Here is a 15,129-nt window from a genome sequence, read left to right as displayed (position 1 = left end):
GACCGTGTGGCGAAGAACTATTATGACATCACCCTGGCGCTGGCGGGAATTTGCCAGTCAGCCCGTCTGGTGCAACAGCTCGCGCATCAGGGTCATTGCGACGCTGATGCCCTGCACGTTTCACTGAACAGCGTTATCGATCTTAACCCCGGCTCGACCCTGGGTGTGTTCGGCGGCAGTGAAACCAATCTTCGTCTCGGTCTTGAAACCCTGCTTGGCGTGCTTAACGCCAGCAGCCGTCAGGGATTAAACGCAGAGCTGACCCGCTACACGTTGAGCCTGATGGTGCTGGAGCGTAAGCTGAGTGCAGCAAAAGGCGCGCTTAATACCCTGGGCGATCGCATTGCCGGGCTACAGCGTCAGCTCGATCATTTTGACCTGCAGTCCGAAACGCTGCTCAGCGCGATGGCCGGCATTTATGTTGACGTCATCAGCCCGCTGGGCCCGCGTATTCAGGTCACCGGATCCCCTGCCGTGCTGCAAAGCCCGCAGGTACAGGCAAAAGTGCGCGCGTCCCTGCTGGCTGGGATCCGCGCCGCCGTGCTGTGGCACCAGGTCGGTGGTGGCCGCCTGCAGCTAATGTTTTCTCGTAATCGCCTGACCACTCAGGCAAAACAAATTCTTGCTCATTGTTAACCTCCCGGAGTTGCGAATTATGGAATTATCCTCACTGACCGCCGTATCCCCTGTCGATGGACGCTACGGCGATAAAGTCAGCGCGCTGCGCGGGATCTTCAGCGAATATGGTTTGCTGAAGTTCCGTGTTCAGGTTGAAGTACGCTGGCTGCAAAAGCTGGCCGCCCAGGCAGCAATCAAGGAAGTTCCTGCTTTTGACGAAAAGGCAAACGATTACCTTGATAAAATCGTTGCCGAGTTTAGCGAACAAGACGCCGCGCGCATTAAAACCATTGAACGCACCACCAACCACGATGTTAAGGCGGTTGAGTATTTCCTGAAAGAGAAAGTGGAAAGCGTTCCTGCGCTGCACGCCGTGTCTGAGTTCATCCACTTCGCCTGTACCTCTGAAGACATCAACAACCTGTCCCATGCGCTGATGCTCTCCACCGCGCGCAAAGAGGTGGTGCTGCCTTACTGGCGTAAAATCATCGACGCGGTGAAAGCGCTGTCCGTGGAATACCGCGACATTCCGCTGCTCTCCCGTACCCACGGCCAGCCAGCCACCCCGTCCACGATGGGTAAAGAGATGGCCAACGTAGCGTATCGTATGGAACGCCAGTACCGTCAGCTGGAGCAGGTTGAGATCCTCGGCAAAATCAACGGCGCGGTCGGTAACTATAACGCCCACATCGCCGCGTATCCGGAAGTGGACTGGCACCAGTTCAGCGAAGAGTTCGTGACCTCGCTGGGCATTCAGTGGAACCCGTACACCACCCAGATTGAGCCGCACGACTATATTGCGGAGCTGTTTGACTGCATCGCGCGCTTTAACACCATCCTGATCGACTTCGATCGTGACGTGTGGGGCTACATCGCCCTGAACCACTTCAAGCAGAAAACCATCGCCGGTGAAATCGGCTCTTCCACCATGCCGCACAAAGTGAACCCGATCGACTTCGAAAACTCCGAAGGTAACCTGGGCCTGGCGAACGCCGTGCTGCAGCATATGGCGAGCAAACTGCCGGTATCCCGCTGGCAGCGCGACCTGACCGACTCCACCGTACTGCGTAACCTGGGCGTGGGCATTGGCTATGCGCTGATCGCGTATCAGTCCACCCTGAAAGGCGTGAGCAAGCTGGAAGTGAACCGTGACCGTCTGTTGGACGAGCTGGATCACAACTGGGAAGTTCTGGCGGAGCCAATCCAGACCGTGATGCGCCGTTACGGTATCGAAAAACCGTATGAGAAGCTGAAAGAGCTGACCCGCGGCAAACGCGTTGACGCCGAAGGCATGAAGCATTTTATCGACGGTCTGGCGCTGCCGGAAGAAGAGAAAACGCGCCTGAAGGCGATGACCCCGGCGAACTACATTGGCCGTGCCATCACCATGGTTGACGAGCTGAAATAACGCCCCTCTCCCCCTTTTCGCCCGAAAAGGGGGATGCTTTTCCCCGGTTTACTCAATGTTTATCCCCAAAACAACATAATCAGCGTTAAACTATTCATACCAATTATTTAGGGAGAAGAGATGATGCGCGTACTGGTTGTTGAGGATAACGCATTGCTACGTCATCACCTGAAGGTTCAGCTTCAGGAGATGGGACATCAGGTGGACGATGCTGAAGACGCAAAAGAAGCCGATTATTATCTCAATGAACACCTGCCGGATATCGCCATTGTCGATTTAGGGCTGCCTGACGAAGACGGTCTGTCGTTGATTCGCCGCTGGCGCAGCCATGATGTCTCCCTACCGGTTCTGGTTCTGACCGCCCGTGAAGGCTGGCAGGATAAGGTCGAAGTGCTCAGCGCGGGTGCGGATGATTACGTCACCAAGCCGTTTCATATTGAAGAGGTGGCGGCGCGCATGCAGGCGCTGTTACGCCGCAATAGCGGGCTGGCTTCACAGGTTATTTCCATCCCGCCTTTCCAGGTCGATCTCTCCCGTCGGGAGTTAGCGATCAATGATGAAGTGATCAAGCTTACCGCCTTCGAATACACCATTATGGAAACGCTGATCCGTAACAACGGCAAAGTGGTAAGCAAAGATTCCTTAATGCTCCAGCTTTACCCTGATGCGGAACTGCGCGAGAGCCATACCATTGACGTGCTGATGGGGCGTTTGCGCAAGAAAATTCAGGCGCAGTATCCGCAGGATGTGATTACCACCGTCCGTGGCCAGGGCTACCTGTTCGAATTACGCTAAATGAGACGGATTTTACGCCATATTCTGCCCCTCTCCCTGAGGGTTCGTTTCTTACTGGCAACGGCCGCCGTCGTGCTGGTGCTGTCACTCTCCTACGGCATGGTCGCCCTGGTGGGCTATAGCGTCAGCTTTGATAAAACCACCTTTCGGCTGCTGCGTGGCGAAAGCAATCTTTTTTATACCCTGGCGAAGTGGGAAAACAACCAAATCACCGTCGAAATGCCGGAAAACCTCAACCAGCAGAGTCCAACGCTGGCCCTGATTTATGACGAAAAGGGCAAGCTACTGTGGGCGCAGCGTGACATCCCATGGCTGGTCAAAAGCATTCGTCCGGACTGGCTCAGAACCAACGGGTTTCATGAAATTGAAGCCGATCTCAACACCACCAGCTCGCTGATACGTGAAGATCGCTCCCTGCAGCAAAAGCTGAACGAGATCCGCGCCGACAATGCCGAAACGGAGATGACGCACTCCGTCGCGATTAACCTCTATCCGGCGACGCTAAACATGCCGCAGCTGACCATTGTGGTGATCGACACCATTCCGGTCGAGCTGAAGCGTTCTTATATGGTCTGGAGCTGGTTCATCTATGTTCTGGCTGCGAATCTCCTGCTGGTGATCCCGCTGCTGTGGGTGGCGGCATGGTGGAGCTTGCGCCCCATTGAATCACTGGCGAAAGAGGTTCGCGAGCTGGAGGAACATCATCGCGAGAAGCTGAACCCGGAAACCACGCGCGAGCTCACCAGCCTGGTGCGAAACCTCAACCGCCTGCTGAAAAGCGAACGCGAACGCTATGATAAATACCGTACGACGCTTACCGACCTGACCCACAGCCTGAAAACCCCGCTCGCGGTCATGCAAAGTACCCTCCGTTCAATGCGCAGTTCGAAGCTGAGCGTCGACGATGCCGAGCCGGTGATGCTGGAACAGATCAGCCGTATTTCACAGCAAATTGGCTATTACCTGCATCGCGCCAGCATGCGTTCCGGCAGCGCGCTGCTGAGCCGTGAACTGCACCCGGTTGCCCCGCTTCTGGATAACCTCACGTCCGCCCTTAACAAGGTGTATCAGCGTAAAGGGGTGAATATCAGCCTCGATATCTCGCCAGAGATAAGCTTTGTGGGTGAACAAAATGACTTCATGGAAGTGATGGGTAACCTGCTGGATAACGCCTGCAAATACTGCCTGGAGTTCGTGGAAGTTTCTGCGCGCCAGACGGAAACCGAACTGCATATTATCGTTGAGGATGATGGCCCGGGGATCCCGCGCAATAAGCGTGACGTGGTGTTCGATCGCGGTCAGCGCGCCGATACGTTACGTCCAGGACAGGGCGTAGGATTAGCCGTCGCGCGCGAGATTGTCGACCAGTACGACGGGAAAATCGAAACCAGCGAGAGCCTGCTGGGCGGCGCCAGAATGGAGGTCATTTTTGGTCGCCAGCAGCCCACATCGAACGATAGTTAACCCGTTATGTGAAAAATGCGAGGATCTCGCAGCCGGGGGGCTGAGCTTCCGTTATAATCCGAGTCAGTAAGAGCCTGCGGAATAAAAAAATTATGGATTATCACTTAACGCTTAACTGGCCCGAGTTTATTGAACGTTACTGGCAAAAACGCCCGGTGGTTCTGAAACGCGGGTTCAGCAATTTTGTCGACCCCATCTCGCCTGACGAGCTGGCCGGTCTGGCCATGGAAAACGAAGTCGACAGCCGTCTGGTCAGCCACCAGGACGGGAAATGGCAGGTTAGCCACGGTCCTTTCGAAAGCTACGATCACCTCGGTGAAAACAACTGGTCGCTGCTGGTGCAGGCGGTCAACCACTGGCACGAGCCAACTGCCGCCTTAATGCGTCCGTTCCGCGCCCTGCCCGACTGGCGCATGGACGATCTGATGATCTCCTTCTCCGTGCCTGGCGGCGGCGTGGGTCCGCATCTGGACCAGTACGACGTATTCATCATTCAGGGTACGGGCCGCCGCCGCTGGCGCGTGGGCGAAAAAGTACCTATGAAGCAGCACTGCCCGCATCCGGACCTGCTGCAGGTTGATCCGTTTGAAGGGATTATCGACGAAGAGCTGGAGCCGGGCGATATCCTCTACATTCCGCCTGGATTCCCTCACGAGGGTTACTCGCTGGAAAACTCCCTCAACTACTCCGTGGGGTTCCGCGCGCCAAGCGGCCGCGAGATGATCAGCGGATTTGCCGACTACGTTCTGCAACGCGAGCTGGGCAGCTATCGTTACAGCGACCCCGATGTGCCTGCACGCGAGCATCCGGCCGATATCCTGCCTGCAGAGCTGGATAAGCTGCGCGGCATGATGCTGGATTTGATCAACGAACCGGAACATTTCCGTCAGTGGTTTGGCGAGTTTATCAGCCAGTCTCGTCATGAGCTGGACGTTGCGCCACCGGAGCCGCCTTATCAGGCTGACGAGATTTATGATGCGCTCCAGCAGGGCGACAAGCTGGTACGTCTGGGCGGGTTGCGCGTGCTGCGCATTGGCGAGGAGGTATTCGTCAACGGCGAGAAGCTGGACTCTCCGCACCGTCCAGCGCTCGATTCCATTGCCAGCCATCTGGTGCTGACTGCCGATACCTTTGGCGATGCGCTGGAAGACCCGTCTTTCCTCGCAATGCTGGCCGCATTGGTTAACAGCGGGTACTGGTTCTTTGAGGACTGAGTCGCCTTAATGCCCGGTGGCGCTTCGCCACCGGGCTTTTCTTACCGCTTCGCGGTCAACTCCGCTATCCGCACTATCACCTTCACCGCTTTTTCCATTCCTTCCAGCGTCACAAACTCATGCTTGCCATGGTAGTTGTAGCCACCGGTAAACAGGTTCGGGCACGGTAGCCCCATGAATGACAGCTGAGAGCCGTCGGTGCCGCCACGAATCGGTTTTAATGTCGGTTCAATATCGCAGTCGCGCATCGCCTGCTGGGCGATATCGAGAATATGCGGATGCGCCATCACCTTCTCGCGCATATTGTAATAGCTGTCTTCGATGATGAGCTCAATATAGCAGTCGGGATGCAGGCCCTTACCCACCTTCTTGGCGATCTCCATCATCTTACGCTTGCGTGCCTCGAAGGCTTTACGGTCGAAATCGCGGATGATGTAGTGCATCTGCGCGCTGTCCACGGTGCCTTTGATGCTGGTCAGGTGATAGAAACCTTCATACCCCTCGGTCTGTTCGGGGCTCTCTTCCGCCGGGACTTCCGCATGAATTCGCGACGCCAGCGACAGCGCGTTCACCATGACGCCTTTCGCCGAACCGGGGTGAACGTTGTTGCCGACAATTTTGATCGTGACGGACGCGGCATTGAAGTTTTCATATTCCAGCTCACCGACGCCGCCACCGTCGACAGTGTAGGCCCACTGGGCGTTAAAGGCGTCCACGTCGAAGTGCTTCGCGCCCTTGCCGACCTCTTCATCCGGCGTAAAGGCCACGCGGATGTCGCCGTGCGGAATATCTTTGCCCTTCAGCACCGCCAGCGCCGTCATGATTTCCGCGATCCCCGCTTTGTCATCCGCCCCCAGCAGGGTTTTCCCGTCGGTGGTGATCAGCGTCTGGCCCAGCAGCTGATGCAGCACCGGGAACATCACGGGCGAGAGCACTTCGTCGCCAATGCCCAGCGCAATGTCGCCGCCGCGGTAATTTTCCACAATCTGCGGATTCACATTTTTACCGCTAAAATCAGGAGAGGTGTCGACATGGGAGATAAAGCCAATCGCCGGAATGTCACCCGGGACATTCGCCGGCAGCGTTCCCATCACAGTGCCTTTCTCGCTTAACGTGACGTTGACCAGCCCCATGGCGTCAAGCTGCTCTTTCAGCAGGTTTAATAACTTCCACTGGCCTTCGGTGCTCGGCACCTGGCGAACACCCGGTTTAGATTGGGTATCCAGCGAAACGTACTGTAAAAAACGCTCAAGTAATTTATCCATGCAGTCACCCTCACTTTTTGTGACAACATTATCAATAAGCAGCAAAACGCAAATATTGCGTCAGGTCACTTTTATCCCGCAAACGAGAATATTTTCCGTTTATATCGTTATGCGTTAGTAAATGTAGCTTATGAATCAGTGACAAGGATTGGCGATTACCGGGGATTGCCGTAGAATGTCCGCCCTCATTACGAGTCACCAAGGTGGTTACACACAAACCCCGCTTCAGTCTGCTGCCTGAGGCGTCTATATGGGACAGCGCAAAAATTGAATACACAAACCCGTTCACCGCTGGTGAAACTGGAACGAATTCGTAAAAGTTTTGATGGCAAAGACGTTATTTCCGACCTCACTCTCACCATCAATGACGGTGAGTTTCTGACGCTGCTTGGCCCCTCCGGCTGCGGCAAAACAACCGTACTGCGCCTTATCGCCGGGCTGGAAAGCGTCGATAACGGCCATATCCATCTAGAGAACCAGGACATTACCCGGGTTCCTGCCGAAGATCGCCACGTTAATACCGTCTTTCAGAGCTATGCCCTGTTCCCGCACATGACCGTTTTTGAAAACGTGGCGTTTGGCCTGCGGATGCAAAAAACCCCGGCGCATGAGATCGAACCGCGCGTCACCGATGCCCTGCGCATGGTACAGCTTGAGACGTTTGCCCAGCGTAAACCCCATCAGCTTTCCGGCGGCCAGCAGCAGCGCGTGGCCATCGCCCGCGCCGTGGTTAACAAGCCGCGTCTGCTTCTGCTGGATGAATCCCTCTCCGCGCTGGATTACAAGCTGCGCAAACAGATGCAGAACGAGCTCAAAGCCCTGCAGCGCAAGCTCGGCATTACCTTTGTCTTCGTCACCCACGATCAGGAAGAAGCCCTGACCATGTCAGACCGCATCGTGGTGATGCGCGACGGCAAAATCGAGCAGGACGGCACGCCGCGCGAAATCTACGAAGAGCCGAAGAACCTGTTTGTCGCCAGCTTCATTGGCGAGATCAATATCTTTGACGCCACGGTGATTGAACGTCTGGACGACCAGCGCGTGCTCGCCAGCGTCGAAGGACGCGAATGCAATATCACGGTGAATTTCCCCGTCGAGAAGGGACAAAAGCTCAACGTTCTGCTGCGCCCGGAAGATCTGCGCGTCGATGAAATCCACGGCAATACCGAGGCCGAAGGGTTAATCGGCTATATCCGCGAGCGCAACTACAAAGGGATGACCCTGGAGTCTGTCGTCGAGCTTGAGAACGGCAAAATGGTGATGGTCAGCGAGTTCTTTAACGAGGACGACCCTGACTTCGACCACTCGCTCGACCAGAAAATGGTTGTCAACTGGGTAGAAAGCTGGGAGGTTGTGCTGGCTGATGAAGAACACAAGTAAGTTCCAGAATGTGGTGATTGCCACGATCGTCGGTTGGCTTGTGTTGTTTGTCTTTTTACCCAACCTGATGATCATCGCCACCAGCTTCCTGACCCGCGACGACGCAAACTTCGTTTCGCTGGTCTTTACGCTGGATAACTACGCGCGCCTGCTCGATCCGCTCTATTTTGACGTGCTGCTGCACTCGCTCAATATGGCGCTAATTGCCACCGTTGCCTGCCTGGTGCTCGGGTATCCCTTCGCATGGTTCCTCGCGGGCCTGCCGCAAAAGGTGCGGCCCCTGCTGCTGTTTTTACTGATTGTTCCATTCTGGACCAACTCGTTAATCCGCATCTACGGGCTGAAAATCTTCCTCAGCACCAAAGGCTACCTCAATGAGTTTCTACTGTGGCTGGGGGTGATTGATACGCCGATCCGCATCATGTTTACCCCGAGCGCGGTCATTATCGGCCTGGTCTATATCCTGCTGCCGTTTATGGTAATGCCGCTTTACTCCAGCATTGAGAAGCTGGATAAACCGCTGCTGGAAGCGGCAAGAGATCTGGGAGCCAACAAGCTCCAGACCTTTATCCGCATTATCATCCCGTTGACCATGCCCGGCATTATCGCGGGCTGTTTGCTGGTAATGCTTCCGGCCATGGGTCTGTTCTACGTTTCTGACCTGATGGGTGGCGCGAAAAACCTGCTGATTGGGAATGTGATCAAGAGTCAGTTCCTGAACATTCGCGACTGGCCGTTCGGGTCCGCCACCAGCATCACGCTGACGGTGGTGATGGGTCTGATGCTGCTGGTCTACTGGCGCGCTTCACGGCTGCTGAACAAGAAGGTGGAACTCGAATGATCGGTCGACTGCTTCGCGGCGGTTTTATGACCGCCATTTACGCTTACCTGTATATCCCGATCGTTATTTTGATCGTGAACTCGTTTAACAGCTCACGCTTCGGGATTAACTGGCAGGGCTTTACCACCAGCTGGTACAGCCTGCTGATGAACAACGACAGCCTGCTGCAGGCCGCTCAGCACTCGCTGACGATGGCGATCTTCTCCGCCACCTTCGCCACGCTAATTGGTTCACTGACCGCCGTGGCGCTCTACCGCTACCGCTTTCGCGGTAAACCGTTCGTCAGCGGCATGCTGTTTGTGGTGATGATGTCGCCGGATATCGTGATGGCGATTTCGCTGCTGGTGCTGTTTATGCTGCTGGGCGTACAGCTTGGCTTCTGGTCGCTGCTGTTTTCCCATATCACCTTCTGCCTGCCGTTTGTGGTGGTGACCGTCTTTGCGCGCCTGAAAGGGTTCGACGTGCGCATGCTGGAGGCGGCGAAAGATCTGGGCGCCAGCGAGATGACCATCCTGCGCAAAATCATCCTGCCGCTGGCGATGCCCGCCGTGGCGGCCGGATGGCTGCTGAGCTTTACCCTGTCGATGGATGACGTGGTGGTCTCCTCCTTCGTGACCGGGCCGAGCTATGAAATTCTGCCGTTGAAAATCTATTCGATGGTGAAAGTCGGCGTTTCACCCGAGGTGAACGCGCTGGCAACCATTCTGCTGGTATTTTCGCTGGTTCTGGTGATCGCCAGCCAGGTTATTGCTCGTGATAAAACAAAATCTCAGGGGACAATGAAATGAAAAAAATGCTCGCCGCTGCGGCGCTGGTGCTCGGCATGGGTTCCGCGCACGCTGATGACAGCAAAACGCTCTACTTCTACAACTGGACCGAGTACGTGCCGCCGGGCCTGCTGGAACAGTTCACAAAGGAGACGGGCATCAAAGTGATCTACTCGACCTACGAGTCGAATGAAACCATGTACGCCAAGCTGAAAACTTACAAAGATGGCGCGTACGATCTGGTGGTTCCTTCCACCTACTTTGTCGACAAAATGCGCAAAGAGGGCATGATTCAGAAGATCGATAAAACGAAGCTAACCCATTTTTCAAACCTCGATCCTGAGATGCTCAACAAGCCGTTCGACCCGAATAACGACTACTCCATTCCGTATATCTGGGGGGCAACCGCGATTGGCGTTAACAGCGAGGCCGTCGATCCGAAATCGGTGACAAGCTGGGCCGATCTGTGGAAACCGGAATACAAGGGCAGCCTGCTGTTGACAGACGACGCGCGCGAAGTGTTCCAGGTGGCACTGCGCAAGCTGGGCTACTCGGGCAATACGACGGATCCTAAAGAGATTGAAGCGGCGTATGCCGAGCTGAAAAAGCTGATGCCTAACGTGGCGGCATTCAACTCTGATAACCCGGCAAACCCGTATATGGAAGGCGAAGTGAATCTGGGGATGGTCTGGAACGGCTCCGCGTATGTTGCCCGTCAGGCCGGTACGCCGCTTGAGGTGGTCTGGCCGAAAGAAGGTGGGATCTTCTGGATGGACAGCCTGTCTATTCCGGCCAATGCGAAAAACGTTGAAGGGGCGCATAAGCTGATTAACTTCCTGCTGCGCCCGGACGTGGCGAAACAGGTTGCCGAGACTATTGGCTACCCGACGCCAAACCTCGCCGCACGCAAGCTGCTGAAGCCTGAAGTGGCTAACGATAAATCGCTCTATCCGGATGCCGAAACCATCAGCAAAGGCGAATGGCAGAACGATGTCGGCGACGCCAGCCGCCTCTACGAAGAGTATTACCAGAAGTTAAAAGCGGGCCGGTAACGGTATCGCGTTCTTCCTCACGCCGCCTGTACGGCGTGAGGAAGGATTAACTGACCGCATTCTCTCCTGCCCAGATCGTCGCCTTTCGCATCGCCTCAACCACTTCTTCATCCGACAGCCCCAGCCTCTGGCGTACTCTGGTCGCTTCGCCCCACTGCTGCTGTTCATAGTAACGGCAAAGGTTAATCATATCGGCTAACCGTCCCTCCTGATGACAAAGCGCGTTGCTCACGCTCTGCGGGACCGCAATTTGCTTCATCAACTCTGCCATCGGCAGCTCAAGGAGGGTATCCAGAAGAGAAAACAGGCCGCACATGAACGCATTTTCAGCCAGAATCGGTTCGTTCATCGTCTCTGCGATCAGCTCGCAGAACTTACCGCGCATCATGCTCAGCGGATAAAGCTCGCTGACGGTATCATTGCCCGCACTGGCGAGGACCACGACGGCAACAAACCGTCGGAGCTGATTTTCGCCAAGATACCTGAGCACCTCGCTCAGGGTTAACTTGCTGAAATTACAGGCGCCGACATGCTTAAACGCCGTATGCTTCATATAGCGCATGATTTTATAAGAGAGCGTAAGATCGGTTTTTATCAACGACTCGATAATTCGAAAATCAGGCTTATTGCGTCCGACCTCCATTTGCAGTCGAAAAATCGCCAGCTGATTTTGCGACAGCCGTTTATATTTAATGACCTCCGGGCGGCAGAAAAAATAGCCCTGAAAAAGGGAAAACCCCTCGTCCCTGTATTGGTTGAATTCCTCTTTAGTCTCAATTTTTTCAGCGAGATATTTAATATGACCGGTCAGATGTTTACGCGTTTTCAGATACTGTTTAATTTGCGCTAAGGTGTAATTTCTGACGTCAAATTTCAGTATTGAAATATAGGGTAAAAAAGCATCCCATTCTGGTGCAAGGGTGAAATCATCAAGCGCAAACTGATAACCATGCGCATTCATCTCCCTGACGGCCTGCAGCAGTTCCGCTCCCGGCACAGCATCTTCAAGGATCTCAATGACCACGCTCTCTTTATCCAGCGCTTCTCCACTGCGGTCTATGACCATTCGCGAAGGGAAATTAATAAACGACGTATTTGCCCCGGCGATGCGCTGGGACGGCACGCATAAAAACTGATCGGATATCATTCTGGAGGTGGCATATTCCGCCGACACATCCGGAAAACGGTTTGTCATCCCGTCTCTGAAGAGCAGCTCATAGGCCACCGTCTTCATCTCAGGGTTAAAAATGGGTTGTCGCGCAATAAATCCGTACATATCCCATCCTCCTTTACCACTTAATATTTATTAGCATCCTCTTTCTACACGATGATAACGAGCATTATCGAGCGCTATTTTGATTGAATGCACAAAATAAAAGCATCCACACTAATTAACGGGATTAAATATTCTGGAATTTAAATTAAATATATCCGGCGCTCTACAGAAAGAGGATGAAATATCCGATAAGTACTGTGTGCCTGCCCGACATGCACAACATTACGGGAGATGAGAATGAAAGACGCCATGGTCCGAAAACAAAAAATAAGAGTCAAGACGTTGATGCTATTGTCCATTTTCCTCACCGTGACGGTGGGCTTTACGGCAACGATCGGGTTTATGATGTGGCAGTGGATGGCGCAGCAGGAGGTGCTGGCCAAAAAACATATCCGCCAGATAGCCGAGGTACAGGCTTTACAGGTCAGCAAACAGCTGGATTCCGCCCTGACTGCCGCCCGGGATATGGGCAACAGCGCCCTGGCGCTGCGCGAGGCGGGCGTATCCGACCGCCAGAGCCTGAACCAGCTGCTTATCCACTACCTCTCGGCTCACCCACAGTTTCTCTCCATGTCGATGGCCTTTGAGCCCAACGCGTTCGACGATAAAGATGCCGCCTTTGCCGGTCAGAGTGGTGAAGATCCTGCCGGACGCTACGCCCGCTACGTCGACCGCGATGCCACCGGCAAACCGGCATTACACCTGCTGACTGACATCGAAACCCCCGGCAGCGGTGATTATTACCTGCTGCCGAAACAGCGGCATAAAGATGTGATCATCGAGCCCTATATTTACCCCTACAACGGCGTGGACGTGATGCTCACCTCGATTGCCGCACCCATCATGCGTGACGGCCAGTTTCTGGGCTCGGTCACCTCTGACTTCTCCCTCGCCACGCTGCAGTCCACGATCGGCGCGATTAAACCGTGGAACGGCACAGGCTACGCCCTGCTTCTCTCAGCGGGTAATAACGTGGTGTCCAGCCCGGACAAACAGGCGGCAGGCAAGCCATACGCGGGTCAGATTGCCGGTCATGACGTCACTCGGGTAAACGATCCGCTGCTGATGGAGGACGTGTTCATCACCTGGCAGGACATCGCCGTCGGTAACAGCCAGACGCCGTGGAAGCTGGCCATTATTACTCCGGTTAGCGAAGTGATGGCCGAAGCGCGGGCATTTTTACTGAAAGCCATCATCATGATGATGTTAAGCATCGTTGCGGTCAGCCTGGTGATGGCCCAGATCTTTACCCGCAAGGTTGACCGTCCGGTTGGAGGGGAACCTTCGGAGGCCGCCGGGATCGCCCTGGCCGTTGCCCGGGGAGAGCTGAACAACACCATCCCGGTTCGTTCCGGGGATACCCACAGCATTTTTTATGCCCTGCACACCATGCAGACGCAGCTCAAGCGCATCGTCGACAACATCAGCGAAGCCAGCCACTCCGTGCACGGCGGCACCAGCGAAATTTCGGCGGGCAACCTTGACCTCGCCTCACGTACCGAAGAACAGGCGGCGGCGATTGTTGAAACAGCAGCCAGCATGGAAGAGATTTCGGTCACGGTGAAAAATAATGCCGACAACGCCCACAAGGCGACCACGCTGACCGATCGCGCCGCGAGCCTCGCCGGGCATGGCGAAACGCTGGTAAACGACGTGGTGATGGTGATCGGAGAGATTGACGAGAGCGCGCGTAAGATCGGTGAGATTAACAGCATCGTCGACGGCATCGCCTTCCAGACCAATATCCTGGCGCTGAATGCGGCCGTTGAAGCGGCGCGCGCGGGCGAACAGGGGCGCGGTTTCGCAGTGGTCTCAGGTGAAGTGCGCAACCTGGCCCAGCGAAGCGCCAACGCGGCAAAAGAGATCTCTCAGCTGATTGCCGAGTCCTCAGGCCGCGTCAGCAAAGGCGTTGAGCTGGTCAATGAAACCGGCGTAATGATGAAACAGGTGATTGAGGCGGTTTCGCACGTGCATCTGGTCATCAACGACATTGTTCAGGCGCTGGACGAGCAGAACCGCGGGATAAGCCAGGTCAGTACCGCCGTTAACCAGATGGACAGCACCACCCAGCAGAACGCCTCTCTGGTTCAGCAGATCTCCGCTGCGGCGCTCTCGCTGGATGAGCAGGCTAAATCGCTGGAGAAGACGCTGGCGTTCTTCCATTCATAAATAAAAAGGCACCCGCTGGACGGGTGCCTTTTCAGGCGATTGCCGTTACAGCCCTTTCAGCAGCTTGTCGACAAACTCCGGGACGACCGTGCTTGCCAGGCCGTAGTGTTTCTCTTCAAACTCGCTGCCCACCTGGCTTGGCTCAAGGTTGAGTTCTACCGTATGCGCACCGTGCAATCGCGCTTCGTGGACAAACCCTGCCGCAGGGTAAACGTGGCCGGATGTTCCGATGGCGATAAACACGTCTGCCATCGCCAGCGCGCTGTAGATCTCATCCATTCCCAGCGGCATTTCGCCGAACCAGACCACGTGCGGACGCAGGCGCGACGGGAACTGGCAGCAGTGGCACTTATCCTCTGGCAGCACGTCCTCTTTCCAGTCCAGCACCTGACCGCTCCAGGCGCAGCGAACCTTGAGCAGCTCGCCGTGCATGTGGATGATGTTCTTGTTACCGGCCCGTTCGTGGAGGTTGTCGATATTCTGCGTCACCAGCAGAAAACGATCGCCCAGCGCCTCTTCCAGCTTCGCCAGCGCCAGATGCGCTGCATTCGGCGCGACGTCAGGCTGCTGAAGCTGACGACGGCGTGCGTTGTAAAACGCCTGCACGAGATCCGGGTCGCGGGCAAAGCCTTCCGGCGTGGCGACATCCTCCACGCGGTGCTCTTCCCACAGCCCGTCCGCCGCGCGGAAGGTTCGAATTCCTGACTCGGCCGAGATCCCCGCTCCGGTCAGCACCACCACTCTGGGTTTATCCATCGCTTCTGGCATCATTCTGTCTCTGAAAAAGATCCGCTGGCGCAAGCGCTCACGCAAGCGGCGTTTGTTTTTGCGAAAACGGCTGAGTCGACCCTGGCGACGCGACAGCATAGAAACCTCGTAA

Annotated in this window: 13 protein-coding genes; 10 read left to right on the top strand and 3 right to left on the bottom strand. The window is 55.4% G+C overall.

Annotated elements, in window-relative coordinates; translation table 11 throughout:
* The first annotated feature begins 6 nt into the window (after window positions 1–6).
* The 5 genes from hflD (at window position 7) to KGP22_RS08425 (ending at window position 5,499) form a co-directional block, all read left to right on the top strand.
* Window positions 7–636 carry a high frequency lysogenization protein HflD gene (gene hflD / locus KGP22_RS08445; protein ID WP_013097081.1) on the top strand — a complete coding sequence of 210 codons (630 nt, stop codon included), beginning with the start codon at window positions 7–9 and terminating at the stop codon, window positions 634–636.
* A 19-nt stretch (window positions 637–655) separates the two neighbouring features.
* Window positions 656–2,026: an adenylosuccinate lyase gene (gene purB / locus KGP22_RS08440; RefSeq protein WP_111965563.1), complete on the top strand. Its 1,371-nt coding sequence runs from the start codon at window positions 656–658 to the stop codon at window positions 2,024–2,026.
* Between the two features lie 123 nt (window positions 2,027–2,149).
* The gene (phoP, locus tag KGP22_RS08435) at window positions 2,150–2,821 is read left to right on the top strand and encodes a two-component system response regulator PhoP (RefSeq protein WP_028019015.1); all 672 of its coding nucleotides are present in this window, start codon (window positions 2,150–2,152) and stop codon (window positions 2,819–2,821) included.
* Entirely contained in the window at window positions 2,822–4,285 is a 1,464-nt protein-coding gene (gene phoQ / locus KGP22_RS08430) for a two-component system sensor histidine kinase PhoQ (RefSeq protein ID WP_223581880.1), read from the top strand.
* A gap of 92 nt (window positions 4,286–4,377) precedes the next feature.
* Complete coding sequence (locus KGP22_RS08425) at window positions 4,378–5,499, top strand: cupin domain-containing protein (RefSeq protein WP_115874750.1); 1,122 nt, start codon at window positions 4,378–4,380, stop codon at window positions 5,497–5,499.
* 41 nt (window positions 5,500–5,540) lie between these two features.
* On the opposite strand, the gene pepT is transcribed toward KGP22_RS08425, so the two are convergent.
* Window positions 5,541–6,764 (bottom strand): peptidase T, encoded by a 1,224-nt coding sequence (gene pepT / locus KGP22_RS08420; protein WP_133294179.1) that lies wholly within the window; start codon window positions 6,762–6,764, stop codon window positions 5,541–5,543.
* Window positions 6,765–7,001: 237 nt separating this feature from the next.
* Here pepT and potA point away from each other — a divergent pair, with 237 nt between their 5' ends.
* The 4 genes from potA to potD are packed head-to-tail and all read left to right on the top strand — an operon-like array spanning window position 7,002 to window position 10,804.
* Window positions 7,002–8,144 carry a spermidine/putrescine ABC transporter ATP-binding protein PotA gene (gene potA / locus KGP22_RS08415; protein WP_181574049.1) on the top strand — a complete coding sequence of 381 codons (1,143 nt, stop codon included), beginning with the start codon at window positions 7,002–7,004 and terminating at the stop codon, window positions 8,142–8,144.
* On the top strand, window positions 8,128–8,985 hold the full coding sequence (gene potB, locus KGP22_RS08410; RefSeq protein ID WP_045401925.1) for a spermidine/putrescine ABC transporter permease PotB: 858 nt from the start codon (window positions 8,128–8,130) through the stop codon (window positions 8,983–8,985). Before potA ends, potB begins: the two co-directional genes overlap by 17 nt.
* Window positions 8,982–9,773, top strand: coding sequence for a spermidine/putrescine ABC transporter permease PotC (gene potC, locus KGP22_RS08405; protein ID WP_033145228.1), 792 nt, complete (start codon window positions 8,982–8,984; stop codon window positions 9,771–9,773). The genes potB and potC overlap by 4 nt, the downstream gene beginning before the upstream one ends.
* Window positions 9,770–10,804, top strand: a complete 1,035-nt coding sequence (gene potD / locus KGP22_RS08400; protein WP_111965558.1) for a spermidine/putrescine ABC transporter substrate-binding protein PotD — start codon at window positions 9,770–9,772, stop codon at window positions 10,802–10,804. The genes potC and potD overlap by 4 nt, the downstream gene beginning before the upstream one ends.
* Window positions 10,805–10,850: 46 nt before the next feature.
* Here the strand turns inward: potD and KGP22_RS08395 are convergent, their stop codons facing one another.
* Window positions 10,851–12,080 carry an HDOD domain-containing protein gene (locus KGP22_RS08395; RefSeq protein ID WP_223581879.1) on the bottom strand — a complete coding sequence of 410 codons (1,230 nt, stop codon included), beginning with the start codon at window positions 12,078–12,080 and terminating at the stop codon, window positions 10,851–10,853.
* Between the two features lie 237 nt (window positions 12,081–12,317).
* Here KGP22_RS08395 and KGP22_RS08390 point away from each other — a divergent pair, with 237 nt between their 5' ends.
* Window positions 12,318–14,249: a methyl-accepting chemotaxis protein gene (locus tag KGP22_RS08390; RefSeq protein ID WP_223581878.1), complete on the top strand. Its 1,932-nt coding sequence runs from the start codon at window positions 12,318–12,320 to the stop codon at window positions 14,247–14,249.
* 45 nt (window positions 14,250–14,294) lie between these two features.
* On the opposite strand, the gene cobB is transcribed toward KGP22_RS08390, so the two are convergent.
* Window positions 14,295–15,116, bottom strand: a complete 822-nt coding sequence (gene cobB / locus KGP22_RS08385) for a Sir2 family NAD+-dependent deacetylase (RefSeq protein ID WP_021240739.1) — start codon at window positions 15,114–15,116, stop codon at window positions 14,295–14,297.
* Window positions 15,117–15,129: the final 13 nt, after the last annotated feature.

Origin of the sequence: Enterobacter sp. JBIWA005 (genome assembly GCF_019968805.1) — a bacterium.
GTDB lineage: Bacteria > Pseudomonadota > Gammaproteobacteria > Enterobacterales > Enterobacteriaceae > Enterobacter > Enterobacter vonholyi.
The sequence above is the reverse complement of the archived record's forward strand: the minus strand, read 5'-3'. Positions and strand labels throughout refer to the sequence as shown.

Coding starts and splice junctions, on each gene's coding strand:
- phoP (WP_028019015.1), top strand. CDS start 2,150: ATGCGCGTACTGGTTGTTGAGGATAACGCATTGCTACGTCATCACCTG.
- phoQ (WP_223581880.1), top strand. CDS start 2,822: ATGAGACGGATTTTACGCCATATTCTGCCCCTCTCCCTGAGGGTTCGT.
- cobB (WP_021240739.1), bottom strand. CDS start 15,116: ATGCTGTCGCGTCGCCAGGGTCGACTCAGCCGTTTTCGCAAAAACAAA.
- KGP22_RS08390 (WP_223581878.1), top strand. CDS start 12,318: ATGAAAGACGCCATGGTCCGAAAACAAAAAATAAGAGTCAAGACGTTG.
- purB (WP_111965563.1), top strand. CDS start 656: ATGGAATTATCCTCACTGACCGCCGTATCCCCTGTCGATGGACGCTAC.
- pepT (WP_133294179.1), bottom strand. CDS start 6,764: ATGGATAAATTACTTGAGCGTTTTTTACAGTACGTTTCGCTGGATACC.
- potD (WP_111965558.1), top strand. CDS start 9,770: ATGAAAAAAATGCTCGCCGCTGCGGCGCTGGTGCTCGGCATGGGTTCC.
- KGP22_RS08395 (WP_223581879.1), bottom strand. CDS start 12,080: ATGTACGGATTTATTGCGCGACAACCCATTTTTAACCCTGAGATGAAG.
- potB (WP_045401925.1), top strand. CDS start 8,128: ATGAAGAACACAAGTAAGTTCCAGAATGTGGTGATTGCCACGATCGTC.
- potC (WP_033145228.1), top strand. CDS start 8,982: ATGATCGGTCGACTGCTTCGCGGCGGTTTTATGACCGCCATTTACGCT.
- KGP22_RS08425 (WP_115874750.1), top strand. CDS start 4,378: ATGGATTATCACTTAACGCTTAACTGGCCCGAGTTTATTGAACGTTAC.